This window comes from Pseudonocardia hispaniensis (assembly GCF_042658695.1).
Taxonomy (GTDB): Bacteria; Actinomycetota; Actinomycetes; order Mycobacteriales; family Pseudonocardiaceae; genus Pseudonocardia; species Pseudonocardia hispaniensis.
Map to the genome: position 1 here is coordinate 309569 of NZ_JBHSQW010000009.1, position 16363 is coordinate 325931.

General features: G+C 75.5%; 10 protein-coding genes. 1 reads left to right on the forward strand and 9 read right to left on the reverse strand.

The genetic code is table 11. From position 1 onward, the window contains the following. Position 1: 1 nt before the first annotated feature. Together ACFQE5_RS04610 and ACFQE5_RS04615 are read right to left on the reverse strand one after the other, a co-directional pair. Positions 2-1018 (reverse strand): iron-siderophore ABC transporter substrate-binding protein, encoded by a 1017-nt coding sequence (locus tag ACFQE5_RS04610; protein ID WP_379583110.1) that lies wholly within the window; start codon positions 1016-1018, stop codon positions 2-4. 63 nt (positions 1019-1081) lie between these two features. Next, a complete protein-coding gene (locus tag ACFQE5_RS04615) occupies positions 1082-2416 on the reverse strand; it encodes a lysine N(6)-hydroxylase/L-ornithine N(5)-oxygenase family protein (protein ID WP_379583112.1) in 1335 nt (444 codons plus the stop codon). Between the two features lie 202 nt (positions 2417-2618). On the opposite strand from ACFQE5_RS04615, the gene ACFQE5_RS04620 reads away from it, so the two are divergent. After that, the gene (locus tag ACFQE5_RS04620; protein ID WP_379583114.1) at positions 2619-3566 is read left to right on the forward strand and encodes a methionyl-tRNA formyltransferase; all 948 of its coding nucleotides are present in this window, start codon (positions 2619-2621) and stop codon (positions 3564-3566) included. A gap of 27 nt (positions 3567-3593) precedes the next feature. Here the strand turns inward: ACFQE5_RS04620 and ACFQE5_RS04625 are convergent, their stop codons facing one another. From ACFQE5_RS04625 to ACFQE5_RS04655, 7 genes are all read right to left on the reverse strand, one after another. Then, positions 3594-5366, reverse strand: a complete 1773-nt coding sequence (locus tag ACFQE5_RS04625) for an ABC transporter ATP-binding protein (protein WP_379583116.1) — start codon at positions 5364-5366, stop codon at positions 3594-3596. Continuing rightward, entirely contained in the window at positions 5363-7054 is a 1692-nt protein-coding gene (locus ACFQE5_RS04630) for an ABC transporter transmembrane domain-containing protein (protein WP_379583118.1), read from the reverse strand. Before ACFQE5_RS04630 ends, ACFQE5_RS04625 begins: the two co-directional genes overlap by 4 nt. Positions 7055-7100: 46 nt before the next feature. Then, the gene (locus ACFQE5_RS04635) at positions 7101-8000 is read right to left on the reverse strand and encodes a nitroreductase family deazaflavin-dependent oxidoreductase (RefSeq protein WP_379583120.1); all 900 of its coding nucleotides are present in this window, start codon (positions 7998-8000) and stop codon (positions 7101-7103) included. A 229-nt stretch (positions 8001-8229) separates the two neighbouring features. Then, a complete protein-coding gene (locus ACFQE5_RS04640; RefSeq protein WP_379583122.1) occupies positions 8230-9402 on the reverse strand; it encodes a TIGR02679 family protein in 1173 nt (390 codons plus the stop codon). Further along, on the reverse strand, positions 9399-13448 hold the full coding sequence (locus ACFQE5_RS04645; RefSeq protein ID WP_379583124.1) for a TIGR02680 family protein: 4050 nt from the start codon (positions 13446-13448) through the stop codon (positions 9399-9401). Before ACFQE5_RS04645 ends, ACFQE5_RS04640 begins: the two co-directional genes overlap by 4 nt. Continuing rightward, complete coding sequence (locus tag ACFQE5_RS04650; protein WP_379583126.1) at positions 13445-14659, reverse strand: TIGR02678 family protein; 1215 nt, start codon at positions 14657-14659, stop codon at positions 13445-13447. The genes ACFQE5_RS04645 and ACFQE5_RS04650 overlap by 4 nt, the downstream gene beginning before the upstream one ends. Continuing rightward, positions 14656-16203, reverse strand: coding sequence for a TIGR02677 family protein (locus ACFQE5_RS04655; RefSeq protein ID WP_379583128.1), 1548 nt, complete (start codon positions 16201-16203; stop codon positions 14656-14658). The genes ACFQE5_RS04650 and ACFQE5_RS04655 overlap by 4 nt, the downstream gene beginning before the upstream one ends. Between the last annotated feature and the right edge of the window lie 160 nt (positions 16204-16363).

Sequence of the window (16363 nt, forward strand, 5' to 3'; positions counted from 1 at the left end):
CCTACTGCTTCCCGGCGGCGGCCAGCTGCGCAACGAGCTGGTCGGCGGCGTAGGGGATGCTCAGCACGGTGTTGAACGACAGGGCCGCGCCGATCGGCGGCTCGTCGTAGGGGACGAACAGGTCGCGGTGCTCGGCGGCGACACGCAGCCGCTGGTAGAGCGGGTCGGCCTTGATCCGCTGCTCGGTCTGTGCGTCCCCGGTCAGCCACATCAGCCGGTCGGCCTCGAGCAGATCGAGCCGCTCGGCGCTGAAGTCGATGAGGTTCTTCGTGCCGATGAACTGCTGCAGGGCCTGCGGCATCGTGAAGCCCAGCTCCGACATGAAGATCATCTTTGGGTCCTTGGGCGAGAACGCCGTGTACTGGCCCGGCTCGTAGTTCTCGGCCACCACGGCGGTCATCCCGGCGAACTCCGGGTGCTCGGCGCGGATCGTCGCGAACCGCTCGGCGATGCCCTTGATCAGCTCGTCGGCCCGCTGCTCCTGGCCGAGCGCCCGCCCGATCGCGCGCGTCATGTCCTGCCACGGCGCCTGGTAGTCCTCGAAGCCCTTGGGCTGCGCGACGACGGGCGCGATCGCGGAGAGCCGGTCGTACTGGGCCTGCGACATCCCCGAGTACTGGGCGAGGATCAGGTCGGGCTTCAGCGCGGCGATCTGCTCGATGTTGTACTCGTCGCGCTCGCCGACGACGGTGGGCGGCGAGTCGCCCCACAGCGTGCGCACCCAGGGCCATGTGCCGAACGGCTCCTCACCGAACCAGGCGACCGCCCCGACGGGCTTGCGCCCCAGCGCCAGCACCGCGTCCTGGTCGGACAGCCCCAGGGTGACGATGCGCTGCGGCTGGGCGGGGATTGTCGTGCTGCCGTACTTGTGCTCGACGGTGACCGGGAACGTCCCGGTCCGCGGGGTGGCGGTGGCGTCGGCCTTCGGGTCGCCACCACCGCACGCGGCGAGGGCCAGGGCCAGCAGCAGCGCGAGCGCCGCCCCCAGGCCCCGGCGAGCGGTTCGGGTGGGAAACATGGTGCATCCTTTCGGGCAGGGCGAAACGCCGGCGGACCATTCCGCCGTGCGCAGGCAGGCGGGTCAGACGGCCGGGGTGAGCGAGTCGCGCGACATCGGCAGCGGCCGCCGTCGGCTCGCGACGATCGAGCGCAGGATCTCCGCGGCGCGGACCGCCGCATTGGACAGCAGCGAGGACGACAGCCCGTGGGTGTGCTCGGTGCCGCCCTGCAGGTAGATCCCGCCGCGCACCTCGGCGTCGGTGGCGACGCGGTAGTCGCGTTCGACGCGCAGCCGCCCCTGCTCGTCGCGATGGCAGGCAGCCCTGAGCTCACCGAGCAGCTCCAGCGGGTCGGCGGGGCGGTACCCGGTCGCGTAGACGACGACGTCCGCGTCGAGCCGGGTCAGCTCGCCGGTGGTGAGCGACTCGACGGTGACCGCGACACCGTCCGCGCCGGCCACCGCCGAGGTCAGCCGGGAGGCCGGGAACAGCCGCAGCCGCTCCTGTCCGAGCACCTTCTCCCGGTAGACGCGCCGGTAGAGGTCCTGGATCAGGTCGATGTCGACCACGGAGTAGTTCGTGTTGGCGTGGTAGCCGAGCATCATCTGCTTGACGTGCTCGGGCGCGGCGAAGAAGTCGTCGACGGCCTCCGGGTCGAAGATCCGGTTCGCGAACGAGCTGTCGTCGGCCGGGCTGTAGCCGTAGCGCGCGAAGACCGAGCAGACCTGGGCGTCCGGGAAGCGCCGGTGCAGGAACGCGGTCACCTCGGCGGCGCTCTGCCCGGCGCCCACGACGACGAACCGCCCGGGCCGGGCGTCACCGAGCTGCTCGACCGAGCGGAGCAGGTCGCGGTTGTGCCAGATCCGCGGGCCGGCCGAGACTCCGTCGGGCAGCCTGGGCTGCAGCCCCAGGCCGAACACGACGTTGCGGGCGCGGTGGCCGGTGAGCCGGTCGCCGGGACCGCGGGTGATCACCTCGAAGCCCTCGACCGTCCCGCGCAGCGTCACCGGGCGCACCCCGACGACCTCCTGCCCGTAGCCGACGAGGTCGTCGACCTGCGCCGCGGCCCACTCCAGGTAGTCGTGGAACTCCACGCGCAGCGGGAAGAGGTTCTTGTGGTTGATGAAGTCGACGAGCCGCCCGCGGCTGTGCAGGTACGACAGGAAGCTGAACCGGCTCGCCGGGTTGCGCAGGGTCACCAGGTCCTTGAGGAACGAGACCTGCATCGTCGCGTCGTCGATCAGCATGCCGCGGTGCCAGCCGAACCGTGGCTGCCGCTCCAGGAACAGCGCCGACACCGTGCCCGCGTCCGTCGCCTCCTGCTCGGCGACCGCGACCGCCAGCGCGAGGTTCGAGGGGCCGAAGCCCACGCCGATCAGGTCGTGAATCGGCGATGCGGCACGTGTGGTGACGGACATACCAGTCCCCTCGTCAAATCCTCATCAAACATGAGCCTGCCCTTGCCAATGCAGAGGGCACCCTAACTTAAGATTGGGCCGTCGATCTAGCCCGGATGGCGGAGAACGGCTCCGCTGAGCGACACAATCGCTACCCCTTGTGTAGTGAGGCAAGGCTCGCTTAACTGTGCGCTCGATCCGTCACGGAAGGGGTGTCCGCTCGATGCGCGTCGTCATGTTCGGCTACCAGACCTGGGGGCACCGCACGCTCGCGGCGCTGCTCGAGGCGGGACACGAGGTGGCCCTCGTCGTCACCCACCCACCCAGCGACCACGCCTACGAGCGGATCTGGGACGACTCGGTCGAGGAGCTGGCCCGGCAGCACGATCTGCCGGTCCTGCTGCGCACCCAGCCCGACGACGAGGAGCTGATGAGCCGCCTCAAGGAGGCCGACCCCGACGTCATCGTGGCGACGAACTGGCGCACCTGGATCCCGCCGCAGGTGTTCGAACTGCCGCGCTACGGCACCCTCAACGTGCACGACTCGCTGCTGCCCGCCTACGCCGGGTTCGCCCCGATCAACTGGGCGATCATCAACGGCGAGACCGAGGTCGGGGTGACCGCGCACCTGATGGACGCCGAGCTGGACGCGGGCGACATCGTGGCCCAGATGTCCGTGCCCGTGGGACCCCGGGACACCGCGACCGACCTGTTCCACCGCACCCTCGCACTGTTCGGGCCGATCACGATCGAGGGGCTGGAGCGCCTCGCCTCCGGGCGCACCGACTGGACCCCGCAGGACCGGTCCCGAGCCAGCTTCTTCCACAAGCGGTCCATCGAGGACAGTCGCATCGACTGGACCCGTCCCGCCCGCGAGATCGCCGACCTCGTGCGCGCGCAGTCCGACCCGTACCCGAACGCGTTCACCCATCACCGGGGGCGCGTGCTCCGGATCCTGTCGGCGCGGGTCTCCGAGCGGCCGTACGGCGGCACCCCGGGGCGGATCTTTTTCCGGGAGGGCGACGGGGTGGTGATCGTGGCGGGCCCGCGGGCGCGCACCGGCCGCGAGCCCGGACTGGTCGTCGAGCGGGTCCGCACCGAGGACGGGCGGGAGTACGCCGCGCAGGAGTACTTCCGCACGATGGGCGGCTACCTCACCGCCGCTCCCTGATCCGGCCGCGCCCTGAATCCGGCGGGGTCAGCGGGCATCCCGCCAGGCGGCCCACAGCCGCGCGTACCGGCCGCCCGCGGCCAGTAGCTCGTCGTGGCTGCCCTGCTCGACCACCCGGCCCGCCTCGAGCACCACCACCCGGTCCGCGGTCGCGGCCTGGGTCAGCCGGTGGGCCACGACGAGGGCGGTCCGGCCGGCCAGCGCCCGCCGCGCCGCCGCCTCCAGCACCCGGGACCCGGCGCTACCCGCCTCGGCGGTCGCCTCGTCGAGGATCGCGAGCGGTGGGTCGGCCAGCACCAGGCGGGCCAGCGCGACCTGCTGGGCCTGCACGACCGTCAGCGGATGCCCCCCGGTGCCGACGACCGTCGCGAGTCCCGCCGGCAGCGACTCGACCCATGACCGGGCGCCGACGGTCTGCAGGGCCGCCAGCAGCTCGTCGTCGGTGGCCTCCGGCCGGGCCAGCCGCAGGTCGTCGGCGAGCGGCCCGGCGAAGACGTGCACCTCCTGGGTGATCAGCGCGAGCGTCTCCCGCCGCACCGCCGGGCCCTGCTCGGACAGCCGCACGCCACCGATGTCGACGCTGCCGCGGCCGGGCCGGTGCACGCCGGCCACGAGCTTCGCCAGCGTCGTCTTGCCCGCCCCGCTGCCCCCGACCAACACCACCTGCTCACCGGCCGCCACGTCCAGGTCCACCCCGTCGAGCACGTCGTGGCCCGCCACATAGCCGTAGCCGAGCTCCTTGGCGCGCACCGACGCGTCGATCGGGCGGGCCGGCCGCTCGGGCCCGTGCTCCGCGGGCAGCTGCGCGACCCCCACGATCCGGGCCAGACTCGCGGCCGCCGACTGCGCGGTGTCGAGCAGGAACAGCACCTGGTTGATCGGGTTGAACAGGTTGATGAAGTACAGCGCCGCGGCCGTCGCCGTGCCCACGGACACCGCACCGGTGCGGACCAGGACGAAACCGGTGGTGAGCACCGCGGCGGCACCGACGAGCTCGGCGAGGTTGAGCCGGCCGAAGAAGCCGGTCTGCAGCCGCACCACGCGCAGCGCCGCCGTCACCACGTCCTGCGAACGCCGCCGCACCCGCTCGCGGTGCTCGGCGGCCAGCCCGAACGCCCGCACCGTGGCGACCCCGCTCACCGTGTCGAGCAGCTGCTGGTGCTGGGCGCCGCCGAGCACCCGCTGCCGGGCATACAGCGGGCCGGATCGGCGCAGGTACCAGCGCGCGGTGAGCGCCTGGATCGGGACCGCGAGCGCCGCGGCGAGCAGGAACCGCCAGTCCAGGACGGCGAGCCCGACGAGGGTCAGCGCGATGACGAGCGCCGCGCGGGCGAACTCCGGCACCGCCTCCCGGACGGCCTCGCCGACGAGCGTGACGTCGGAGGTGACCCGCGCGCTCAGGTCGCCGGCTCCGGCCGCCTCGACGCGTTCCAGTGGCTGGCCGAGCGCCCGGGCGACGAACCGTTCCCGCAGCGTGGCCAGCATGCTCTCGCCGACCCGCGCGATCGCGGCGATGCCCAGCGCCGCCGCCGCGCCCTGCCCCAGCGCAGCCGCGGCGAGCGCCAGCACCGGCCCGGTGACGGCCTCGGGCGCCCCGCCCGCCACGACGAGGTCGACGATGCGTCCCAGCAGCGGCGCGGTGAGCAGGCTGACGGCCGCGCTCGCGGCCAGCGCGCCGAGCGCGGCCGCCGCCGTGGTCCGGCACGGGCGCAGCAGCTCGCCCAGCGCGGTGCGGGTGCCCCGGGCCGAGGCGACCGGCAGGAGCTCGCGATGTCCGGCGCCGGCGGTGGGTTCGGTCATCCGAGCACCGCCGCGCGGTAGTCGGCGTCGGCGTGCAGCAGCTCGTGGTGCGTGCCCTCGGCCCGGACCCGGCCGCGATCGAGCACGACCACACGGTCGGCGACGCCCAGCAGGGCCGGGCTGGTGGCCAGCAGGAGGGTCGTGCGGCCACGGCGGACCTGGCGCAGCGCGGCCGCGATCCGGGCCTCGGTGACCGCGTCGACGGCCGTCGTGGGGTCGTGCAGCACGAGCACCGGCGCGTCCGCGGCCAGCGCCCTGGCCAGCGCCACCCGTTGCCGCTGACCGCCGGAGAGCGAACGCCCCTGTTCCGCGATCGCCGTGTGCACGCCGTCCGGGAGCACCCCGGCCACCTGGTCGGCCTGCGCGGCGGCCATGGCCGGCGCCGGGTCCCGCCCCGGTGGCGCACCGGCCAGCACGTTCTCCCGCAGCGTCCCGGCGAACAGCTCGGCGTCGTGGGCGGCGACGAGCACGAGGCGGCGGGCGGCGGCGGGCGGGTACTCCGCGAGCGGCACGCCGTCGAGCTCGATCGCGCCACCGTCGGGCTCGGCCTCGCGGCCCAGGCAGCGCAGCAGGGCGGTGGCGGCGGGTGGATCGGCCGCCACCCCGAGCAGCTCGCCCGGCCGGACGGTCAGCTCCAGCCCATCGAGCGGGCCGTGCGTGAGGGCGCGCACCCGCAGCTCGCCGCGCGGGTCGGCGGGGGCCGGGCGGGTTCCCCCGCCGACGACGACCGGGGCGGACAGGACGGCGGCGATGCGGGCGGCCGAGGCGCGGGCCTGCGCGAGCTGGCCGTTGACCCAGCCGAAGATCTGCAGCGGGGCGATCAGGTACTGGGCGAGGCCGACCGCCGCGACGAGCCCACCGACGCTGATCTCACCCCGCATCGCGAGCCGCCCGCCGACCAGCGCCACCAGGGCCAGGAACAACCCGTTCGCGGCCAGCACCGCACCCTGGTAGCCCGCCTGGGCGCGGGTCGCACCCAGGGTGGCGGCCAGGGCGTCGCGGCTGGTGGCGACGTACCGGCGGACCGCCGCGGGTTCGGCGCCGATGCCCTTGAGCACCCGGACCCCGGCGACGAGATCGGCGGCCACTCCGGCGGCCTGCGCGCCGCGCTCCTGCTCGGGGCCGCTGCGTCGTTCCACCGGCCTGCCCAGCAGGTGTACGAGCGCGAGCAGCGGCGGGGTGCCGAACAGGATCAACAGCCCGAGCGGGAGCGAGATCCGCAGCAGCGCCACCGCCACCACGGCGGTCGCCACCGCCGCCGCCAGCCCCATCGGGAGGGCGAAGTTGACGATCCCGACGCGCTTGGCGTCGGCCACCGCGATGGCCACGAGGCTGCCCGGCAGCCGGCCCGTCTCGGCCCCGCCCCGCGGGTCGAGCACGCGGTCGGTCACCAGGAGCCGCAGCCGCTGGTCGGCGCGCACGTCGGCCAGCCAGGACCGGCGCGCACCCCAGCGGTAGCTGAAAGAGAGCATCGCGAAGTCCAGGCCGAGCAGCAGCAGCCACCGCGCCAGCGCCTCGGCGTCGCCCGTGGTGACCGCGTTGTCGATCACCGCGCCGACCAGCACCGGGACGAGGGCCTCGCCCGCCTGATGGCCGACGAGAAACAGCGACGCGAGACCGACGTGGCGCCCCTGGGAGGTCACCGATGCGCGTAGCACCGACCTCCCGGTGATCGTCTCCGAGCCCATTGGGAAAGGTTAGCCTTACCATTCCCGAGTCCGGGAGGGTTCGACGCTAGGCGGACGTATCGACGATCTTCCAGTACGAGTCCTTGCGGACGACCTTGCCGTCGCGGAACTCCCAGTGGTCGCATCCGCGCACCCGCACCTGCTGACCATCGGGTGTCGTGCCGGTGAGAAGCCATTCGGACACACCGAGATCGCCGCTGACCCAGTGCCGGTCATCGCCGTAGTGGGCATCGGGCAATCCCGCGAAGCGGGTGGCCAGGCCCTCCCGAACCGCCGACTTGCCGGTGAGCCGCCGGCCCCAGGGTTCGGGTCCCCTCGGCATGTCCAGCGAACAGTCCTCGGCGAAGAACTCCATGATCGCGTCCAGATCGTGTGCGTTGAACGCCTTCGCGATCGCCGTCAACATTTCGACCGAGGCCCCACTCCGATCCGTCATCCCCAGCCCTCCCCCGTGTCGCCGTTCACCCGCCGACGGGCGGAAGGCCACCAGCGGGAGCTGCTCGGCCATCCGCCGCCGCGCCTCGTCCGACCCGTCGTAGCGCCAGCCGAGCAGCCACGACAGGACGCGCCGCAGGATCGGGCCGATCACCCGGTTGCGCCGCTCGTAGTCGGCGAACACCGCAACGGCCTCCTCCGGGCCCAACCGGCGGTGGTCGACGGCGAACGTCGACCCGCCGACGGTGATCTCCGCAGTCCCTCCGGCGTCGAGGTTGCGCAGCCAGTCCGCGCGCGGGCCGAACCCCGACACGACCACGTACCCGGACGTCCGCCGGTCGCAGCCCACCACCTCCAGAACGGTGGTGTAGCGCCTCCCGCTGCGCCGCCCCACGTGGGTCAGCCGCAGGAACCGACGGCCCAGGACCCAACCCAGGCCGTGGCGGTAGAGCCGATCCGGCAGCCGGAACGCGATCCGCAGCCACGAGGGCACGGGCGGTGCGCTGGTCACCGTCGCCTCCGATCCGGGTCGCCCGGTTCGCGCGGCGCCCGCTCGATCTGCGGGGGCGCGTACCGCCGGTTCAGCGGCGCGGTCCGGCCCCCACCTGCCTGCCGAGGTGGAGCGAGCAGCCGGCCCGACGATCGCTGCATCCGGCCAGTGTCCCAAGGGTGGCCAGGTGGCGGAACCCGCGGATCCAGGCCCGTTCGAGCATCGGGCAGGAATCTCCCGGCCGGCCGGGTCACTCGAACGCCGCGAGCAGGTCCCCCAGCACCGCCTCCTCGTGCACGGCCACGCCGTGATGCCGCATCGCGGCCCCCAGCTCGGCGTCCCACGCCGGCTCGACCGGTGCCCCGGCGAGCGGGAGGCGGGCCCGGCCGAGTGCACCGAGGTAGTCGCCGGCGCCCATCCGCCACGGCACGACCCCCGCCTCCGCGATCAGCCGGTTGGCGATCGCGACGCCGGGCCAGTCGAAGTCGCCGTGGTAGCGCAGCCGCGCACCGGCCAGGGCGGCGAGGACATCGAGCACCACCAGCGCGGGCTGCCCGCTCGTGCACACCACCGGCACCCGGCCGCCGAACCGCTCGGCCACCGCCTCCAGCACCCGCGGGTTCTCGCAGACCAGCACCGTGGCCGGCGGGTCGAGAATGCAGCGGCGCAGGTCCCAGGGGGTCAGGTGGACCGGGTCGCCCGCGTCGGCGGCCAGGTCGAGACGCGCCCCCGCCGCCCCGGTGGCCCGCAGCCCCAGCGTCAGACAGGTGGTGGAGATCAGGTCGACGCGGACTCCGTAGCGCTCCCACAGCGCGCGCCGGTCGGCGGTGGTCGTGGGCACCGGCTCGCCGGACCGCGCCGCGAGCGCGCGCAGCACCAGGGCGGCCGCGGTCGTCCCGTCGTCGAGCGCGTGCGCGTCGCCGCCGACGGCGGTGGCCAGCTCGGTGCGCGACGTCGCGGCGGGCAACCGGGCCAGCGCGCCCGCGGCCAGCCGGACGGCCGCCTCGGGGTCGGCGGTGCGGGAGAGCGTTCCGGAGCGGCGGAGCTCGTCGATCCACTCCTGCAGCCACGGCTGGCCCGCCAGCAGCGTTCGGGCCAGCGTGAACGGCGACTCGCGGGCCGCGGCCCGCCGCGCCCGCAGCGCCCGCCGGTCGACCATCGCGGCGCCGGTGGCCGCCTCGAGGACCGCGACCAGTCCGCCGACGCCGGAGCGCTCGGCGAGCCAGGCGTCCAGCTCGGCGAGGTCGATCGTCAGCCGCGACGCCGTCACCGGGCGCCCCACCAGTGTGGTGGCCGCGTGCCGTTCGGCGCGGGTGAGCCCGGTGAGCACGATCCGTCCCTCGGCGCGCAGCCCCCGGGCCTCGACCCGCTCCCGCAGGACCGCCCAGATCCGGCCCAGCGCCGGATCCGCGATCCAGCTCATATGCCGACGGCCTGCAGACGGTGGCCGTCCCAGACGTGCCGGTACTGCGCGATGCCCCGCTCGTTCGGGTCGCGCAGCGCCTCGTAGATCGCGAGCGAGGGCACCGTGGCGTGATCGCCCCAGAGCCGCTCGCTGGTGACGACGAAGTCGAGGTCGAGCTGGACGAGCAGCCCGAACAGCAGCGGATGGGTGCGCACGTCGATCTTCGGGAAGGCGTCGTCGAGCAGCACGAAACGCGGCGAATGCGGCGCGGCGCCGGCCAGCGAGCTGAAATGGGCGGCCGCGGCCGCGAACAGCGGCAGGTAGCAGACGACCTTCTGCTCACCCTGTGACAGCGGCGAACGGCGGTGCAGGTCGTGCCAGGCGCCGGCGTTCTCGGGACGGGTGTAGCGGATGCGGAAGGCGAACCAGCGCCGGTAGTCCAGGGCCCGCGCGAGATGTTCGGAGTAGGAGTCCTCCGGGGCCTCCGCGCGGGAGGCCTCGATCAGCCGGTGCAGGGCGTCGCGCAACTCGCGGCGCTCGTCGGCCAGCAGCGCCCCCACCGGCCGGCCGAGCAGCTCCACCGCGCGGCGGGCGTCGGCGGCGACGTCCTCGCGCAGCGTCCAGTGCAGCTTCACCTGGATGCCCTGGCTGGTGGTGACCCCGCGCAGCAGCGCGTTCATCTCGGTGACCAGCTCCTCGGACTCCAGCCGCCGCTCCCGCAGCGACTCTCCCAGGTCACCCAGCACGTGTTCCTCGAACAGCCGCCGCTCCCGATCCGTGAGCAGCTCCGCGTCGCGGGCGACAGCGGCGGCCAACCGGTCGGCGAGCTCACCGATCGGGTGTTCCCCCGCCTCGTCGCGCCCGACGACGGCCAGTGCGCCCCCGATCTCCGTGACGCGCGGGTCGGCGTCGCCTGCGGGGCCGCTCGCGGCGTCCCGCCACGCCGAGTAGACGGCGGCCTCGGTGCCGTCCCGCTCGGGCGCCGGCAGCGCGGCGAGCCGGCGGGCGAGCGCGAGCACCGCCGCGGGCACCGGATTCCCGGCGGCGAACCCCGCGGCGAGGTCGAACACGCCGAGCTCGCCCGCCCCGCCCGGCCCGGCGCCGGACGCGAGCAGACCGGGGGTCTCCACGAGCGCGCCCACCGCCGCGACCGCACCGGCCAGCACCGGTTCGTGCTCGGCGAGCCGCGCCGCGGCATCAGCGGCCGCCTGCCGGGCGGCGCCACCCTCGGCGAGCAGCGAGGCGATCCGTTCGTTCAGGGCGTTCTCACGTTCCCGCAGCCGCGCGTCCTGGTCCTCGGCCGCCTCGATCCGCCGCCGGATCTCGCGCAGCGGCGCGCCGACCGTCTGCTCCAGCTCGTCGGCCGCCGCCTGTGCCGCCGCGGCCCGCTCCCGCGCGTCCGCGGCATCGGCGGCCGCCTGCTCGGCGTCGGCGAGGTCCTCCTCCCGGGCCGCGGCGTCGCCGGCCCATCGGTGCAGGCGGTCGCGCAGCGGCGAGGCGATGTCGGCGTGCCGGGCGAGGGCGGCGTCGAGGTCGCCAAGGGACTCGCCGCGGGCGGCGAGCGGCCCGGCCGCGGTGGGCAGGTCGTGCGCGAGCGCCAACTCCTCGAGGGTGCGACGCCGGGCGGCTTCGGCCGAGCGGGCGGCGACCGCGGCCTCCTCGGCCTCGGCGGCCAGCCGGTCGGCGCGCTGCGTGACCCGGGTCCGCTCGGCCAGGCGCGTCCAGGTTCGGATCAGCTCGGCGGTCGACGGCGCGTCGGCCAGCCACGCCTCCACCGCGTCGGCGGCGGCGCGGGCCACCCGCTCGTCGGCCGCAGCCGCGTCCCGCTCCGCGGTCGTGGCCGCGATCAGGGCGTCGAGCTCGGCGAGGCGCCGCTGGCGTTCCGCCGACCGCGCGGTGGCGCCGATGTACTGGGCGGCGGGTTTGGTGGACCGCCCGGTGAGCGGGCCCAGCCGCCAGCTCCCGTCGGCCCCGATCACCGCGGTGGAGCCCGGCACCGCCGCGCCCGACCCGAACGACACCCGCGCGAGCACGCCCCGGACGGCCTCGGCGGTGACCGGGCCGCGCGGCGGCGGGTCGGCCACCAGGACCTCGGTGAGGGCCGGCCCGCCGGCCGCGGGCCCGGCGGGGAGCACGACGTCGCGACGGTCGGCCGCCAGCACGGCACCGTCGGCCCGGACCCACGCGTCCAGCAGGCCGGAGGCCTCCAGCGCCGCCTCCAGCCCGGCGCGGTCGGCCGGGGTGAGGGGGGCGGCGAAGTCGACGAGCTGCCACAGCGCCGCCCCATCGGTGCCGTCGCGCCGGTCGCGGCTCCAGGCCGGCTCGGGCGGCGCCGGGTCGCGCTCCGCGGCCACCCGGGCGCGCCGGTTCGTGGCCGCGTCGAGCTCCCGGTCGGCGGCGGCGCGGCGGGCCCCGGCCTCCTTCTCCTCCTCGCGGCGCGTGGACAGCACCGGCGCAGCGGCCTCCCGGGCGAGGGTGCGCAGCGTGGGGACGCTGTCGGCGGACAGCTCGTCCGGCGGGTCGAACGCGACCGCCCGGGGATCGGTGCGCCAGGAGTCGAACGCGGCCGCGAAGCCGGCCTCGGCCCGGTCGGCATCGGCGCGGGCGTCGGCGAGGTGACCGCGCTCCTCCTCGGCCCGCTGCTCGGCGGCGGCCGCCTGCTCCTCGGCGCGGCTGCGCTCGGCCGCGGCGGCGTCGAGGTCAGCTCGGGCGGCCGCCACCACCTGCACAGCGGCCCGCAGCTCGCCGACGACCGGACGCGCGGCCCGGACCGCGGCGGCGTGTACGGCGAGCGCGTCGGCGGCAGCGGCGGCATCGTCGGTGCGGTCCAGCCGTGGCTCGTGCAGCGCGGGCGGCATCGGCAGCAGGACCTGCGCCCCGGCCCGACTCAACTCGGCGGACCGCGCACCCGCGGCAGCGCCGTAGTCGGTGAGATCGGCGCGCAGCGCCTCGGCGTCGCAGCGGACCCGCTCACCGCTCTGCTCCGCCCGTCGGTGAGCCCGCTCGGCGACCCGCCGCGCCTCGTCCGCGGAGCGGACGCGCTCCGCGGCCAGCGCCTGGCGGTTCGCCAGCTCACGCTGGTTGCGCAGCAGCGGGTCGGCGCGCAGCTCGGCGAGCCGCGCCCCGAGCGCGCCGCGTTCCTCGCCGACGGCCGCGCGCTCGGCCTCGGCCGCATCCCGCTCGGCGGACAGCGCCGCGGCCCGGCCCGTGCACCGTTCGAGCTCGCGGGCCCGGCGGGTGCGTTCGGTGTGGCACCCGACCAGGTCGGCGCCGCGGGCGCGCAGCACCGCGCGGGCGTACCCGGCGTACGCGGCGGCGAAGTCCGCGACGGCCTCGGCGCTGCGCCGGTGCCGGTCGAGCTGCTCGCCGAACGCGGCCAGCTCGTCGAAGGTGTCCCCGGCGGCACGCAGCGCCGCGTCGTCGAGCTGCGGCAGCGCCTGCACGAGCTGCTCGGCGAGGCGCGCGGGCTCGATGTCCTCGCCGACCTGGGGCTGGCGCAGCCAGTACAGCAGCCGCAGCAGCTCGTCGTACTGCGCGGGCTCCAGCCCGAACAGCAGGCGACCGACGTGCTGCTTGTAGGAGCGGGCCGACTCGAAGACCTGACCCTCGGGCTCGACCACGGCGCGCAACCGTTCCCTGGCCAGCGGACCGGCGTCGTCCTCGAGGAGCAGGTCCTTGCCGACCCGGCCGGGGAAGGTGAAGAACCAGGCCGCCGCGGCCCGCGCCGACTGCGACGCCCGGATGCCGACGCCGCAGGTCACCGTCTCGTCCTGCCCGTCACCGACGGTGCGCGCGAACTCCACCCACAGATATCCGGCCCGGTTCTGCCCGGAGTACCCGTCGAGCATCAGCCACAGCAGGCTGGTGTGGTGACGCCCGGACGCGGTCATCCGGGCCTTGTCGCCGTCGAGCACGAACGGCAGCAGCATCTCCAGCGTCTTCGACTTGCCCGCGCCGTTGGCGCCGCGCAGCAGCAGCCGGCCGTCGGCGAACTCGAAGATCTGCTCGTCGTACTGCCAGACGTTGAGCACGCCGGCCCGCGACAACCGGAACCTCTCGGTCACGTCTCCTCCTCGGCGGACGGCGACGGTTGTTCGCTGATCGAGGCACGCACCGCGTAGCGGGCACCGGCCGCGTGCACGAGCCACGCCTCGTCGTCGCACACCCGGACCAGCCCGACGGCCACCAGGACCGCGCGGGCCTCGGCGAGCGCCGCGGCGGCGTCCTCGCGGTGCGCCTTCTTCAGTCCGGCGCCCCAGTCCGCGAGCACCTCGGCCGAGATGCGCGCGACCAGGTCCGGCCCGGCCCTCCGCCATACCCGCTCGGGGGCGGCTGCCTCCCTGGCCGCCGGGCGCAGCGCCGCGGCCAGCCGCTCCATCAGCAGCAGCGCGAGCTGGCGCGACGAGCCCCCGCCGGGGAACTCCAGGTCGCTGAGCTCGCCGGCGGGGTCGATCGCCACGGCACCCTCGGCGCGCAGCTCCACCTCGACGCCGAACCGGTCGGAGAACCACTCCCGCTCTCGGTTGCGGGCCCGCCGCCACCACTCGGCCTGCTCCTCGGTGAGCGTGTCGACCGACAGGATCGGCGTCTCCACGAGCCTGCGCCGCACCGCCACCCGGGCCCCGCCCGCCGCCGAGGGCAACGCGGCGGCGTCGAGCAGGCCGGCCAGGCCATCCACCCCGCCGACGGGGGCGGCGACCAGCAGCGCGAGCCGGTCGCGCCGCACGTCGAGCAGCGATGCGGTGCGCTGCTCGGCCCAGTGCTCCAGGTCGCCGTCGCGTTCGTGCAGCACCCCGAGGTCGGCCAGGGCCGACAGCGCCGCGTAGAGGGCGCGGCGGTCGGCGATGGCGTCGAGGTCGATGTCCAGGCCGGCGTCGACCGCCGCGGAGCGGACCTGCGCCACCAGCTCGTCGACGAGCAGCTGGCCCTTCGCCCGGCTCAGCGCGGCGACGGTGAGGCACAGCAGGGCGTAGCCGCGCGGGGTGAACGCCCGGCCGTTGCGGCGCAGCAGCGGGCGGGTGGCGTCGCGGCCGAGGCCGGTCTTGAACAGCCGCGCCGTTGTGGGTTCGACGACGAGCCGGTAGCCGAGCCCGTCGGCGAACATCCGCTCCAGCTCGGCGCGGTGGCGGCGCACCAGCCGGAAGTCGTCGGCGCCCGCGCCCTCGGCGCACAGCAGCGGGGTGCGCAGCAGCGCCCGCGCGGCCCGTCTGCGCTCGGCGGCGGCGTGGAGGTCCTCGGCCGGGGCCGGGCGCTCGACGCGGCGAGCCCCGGTCATCCGGTGGCCCACCGTTCGTCGGTGTGCTCGACCGCCAGCGTCAGGTCGTGGAGCCGCATCCGGCCGGCCGGGCTGGTGACCACCGTGTCCGCGCCCGGGGTGCGCCGCACCGCCAGCCGCCACGACGCCCCGTCGGCGGCCACCTCGGCCACGTCGCCGGACCCGAGCGGCCGGCCGTGCCCACCCAGCGCCCGCGCGTAGAGCTCCAGCAGCAGCACGCGGGCCTCGTCGGAGAGCCGCAGCGCGCCCGGCCGCCCCGCGTGCCGGCCGATCTCGGCCAGCGCCGCCGCGCGCCGTTGCTCGGCCCGCTCCCGCTCGGCGAGCCGGGCCGCCTTGGTCTCGCCGTAGTCGTCGCGCCGCCCGGTCCGGCCGCGGATGACCCGCGCCCCGTGCCGCCGCAGCGCCACCGGCACCTCCGCCGACGGGGTGCGCCACCAGGAGGCGGTGGGCGGCACCGGATCGGCGTCGTCGTCCGCGGGAAAGCCGAGGTGGCGGCAGGAGTACAGCCCGAACGCCGAGGCCCACAGCGCGTGTGCGGTGTCGTCGTCGGCCTCGGCGAACCACCGGGCGAGGGTGAGCATGTCGCCGTAGCGGCTCTGCTCGCGCCGGCCGGTGGCGATCCGCCGCAGATTGACCAGCAGCGCCCGCATCGCGTCGGTGGCCAGGCGCCGCACCCCCGCGGCGTCGGAGTCGCGGCCGGGGCCGCCGACGAACCAGGCGTGCAGGCCGTCCCAGTCGGCGGGGTCGAGCCCGTTGGCCCGCCGCGCGGTCGTGCCGTCGACGCCGAGCAGCCGCTGGCCGGAGTTGGCCCGCTCGCACAGCACCGCCACCCGGGGCAGCACCCGCACCACCGCCTCGGCGAGCTGGGGCATGTGCCGGGCGACCTCGTCGACGAACCGCTGCAGGTAGTCGAGCAGGGCGGTCTTGAACGCCTGGAACTCCGCGCGGTCCAGGTCGTAGCGCACCAGCACCTGGGAGAGGTAGGTGTAGAAGTCGCGGGTGGACGAGACGAGCCGCTCGAACTGGGCGAACACGGTGGCGATGTCGCGGGCCAGCTCGTCGGGGTCGGCGGCGGCCACCGCGGGGTCGTCGAGCCTGCCCAGGGCGAGCAGGCCCGTCAGGATGCCGCCGAGCATCTCGGTGGAGACCTCGCGCGCCGACTCGGTGTGGCCCAACAACTCCTCGACGAACCGGTGCACCAGCTCCCCACGTTGGGTGAGCTGGTAGCGGGCGCGGTTCTGCAGGTACTCGCGCAGGCTGCGGGCTTCGGCCTCGCGGGGGCTGCGGGCGAGGTTGCCGTGCTCGACGAGGTAGGACAGCCGCTCGTCGACCGTGTCGGTGCTCAGCTCGAAGCCCTGCGCCGCAAGCCGCTGTGCCACCTCGGCCGCCGACTGGTCGGACAGCAGCCCCGCGACCTCTCCGGTGAAGGTCCGCATGATCGCGATGTAGGTGGCCGCCTCCTCGCGCGCGGCGTAGCGCAACGCCTCCAGCCGCACGCGCTCGGCGTGTGGCAGCGCGCTGTGCCCGACGTCGGGTTCGTTCACGCCGCGAGCGTAGCCAGCGCCTCCGACGGTCCCGGCCGTGTCCAACCCGGACCGGGAGCTCGGATCATGGAAGACTCCCGGCCACCCTTCGTTCGGCGACGACCGGGGAGCGACCCGTGGTCGTGCAACCGCTGCGCACCGAGGATCCGCGGCGGATCGG

Excerpts from the sequence above, each read along its gene's own strand:
- ACFQE5_RS04650 (WP_379583126.1), bottom strand. The coding sequence starts at position 14,659 with ATGACCGGGGCTCGCCGCGTCGAGCGCCCGGCCCCGGCCGAGGACCTC.
- ACFQE5_RS04640 (WP_379583122.1), bottom strand. The coding sequence starts at position 9,402 with ATGAGCTGGATCGCGGATCCGGCGCTGGGCCGGATCTGGGCGGTCCTG.
- ACFQE5_RS04625 (WP_379583116.1), bottom strand. The coding sequence starts at position 5,366 with ATGACCGAACCCACCGCCGGCGCCGGACATCGCGAGCTCCTGCCGGTC.
- ACFQE5_RS04620 (WP_379583114.1), top strand. The coding sequence starts at position 2,619 with ATGCGCGTCGTCATGTTCGGCTACCAGACCTGGGGGCACCGCACGCTC.
- ACFQE5_RS04615 (WP_379583112.1), bottom strand. The coding sequence starts at position 2,416 with ATGTCCGTCACCACACGTGCCGCATCGCCGATTCACGACCTGATCGGC.
- ACFQE5_RS04630 (WP_379583118.1), bottom strand. The coding sequence starts at position 7,054 with ATGGGCTCGGAGACGATCACCGGGAGGTCGGTGCTACGCGCATCGGTG.
- ACFQE5_RS04610 (WP_379583110.1), bottom strand. The coding sequence starts at position 1,018 with ATGTTTCCCACCCGAACCGCTCGCCGGGGCCTGGGGGCGGCGCTCGCG.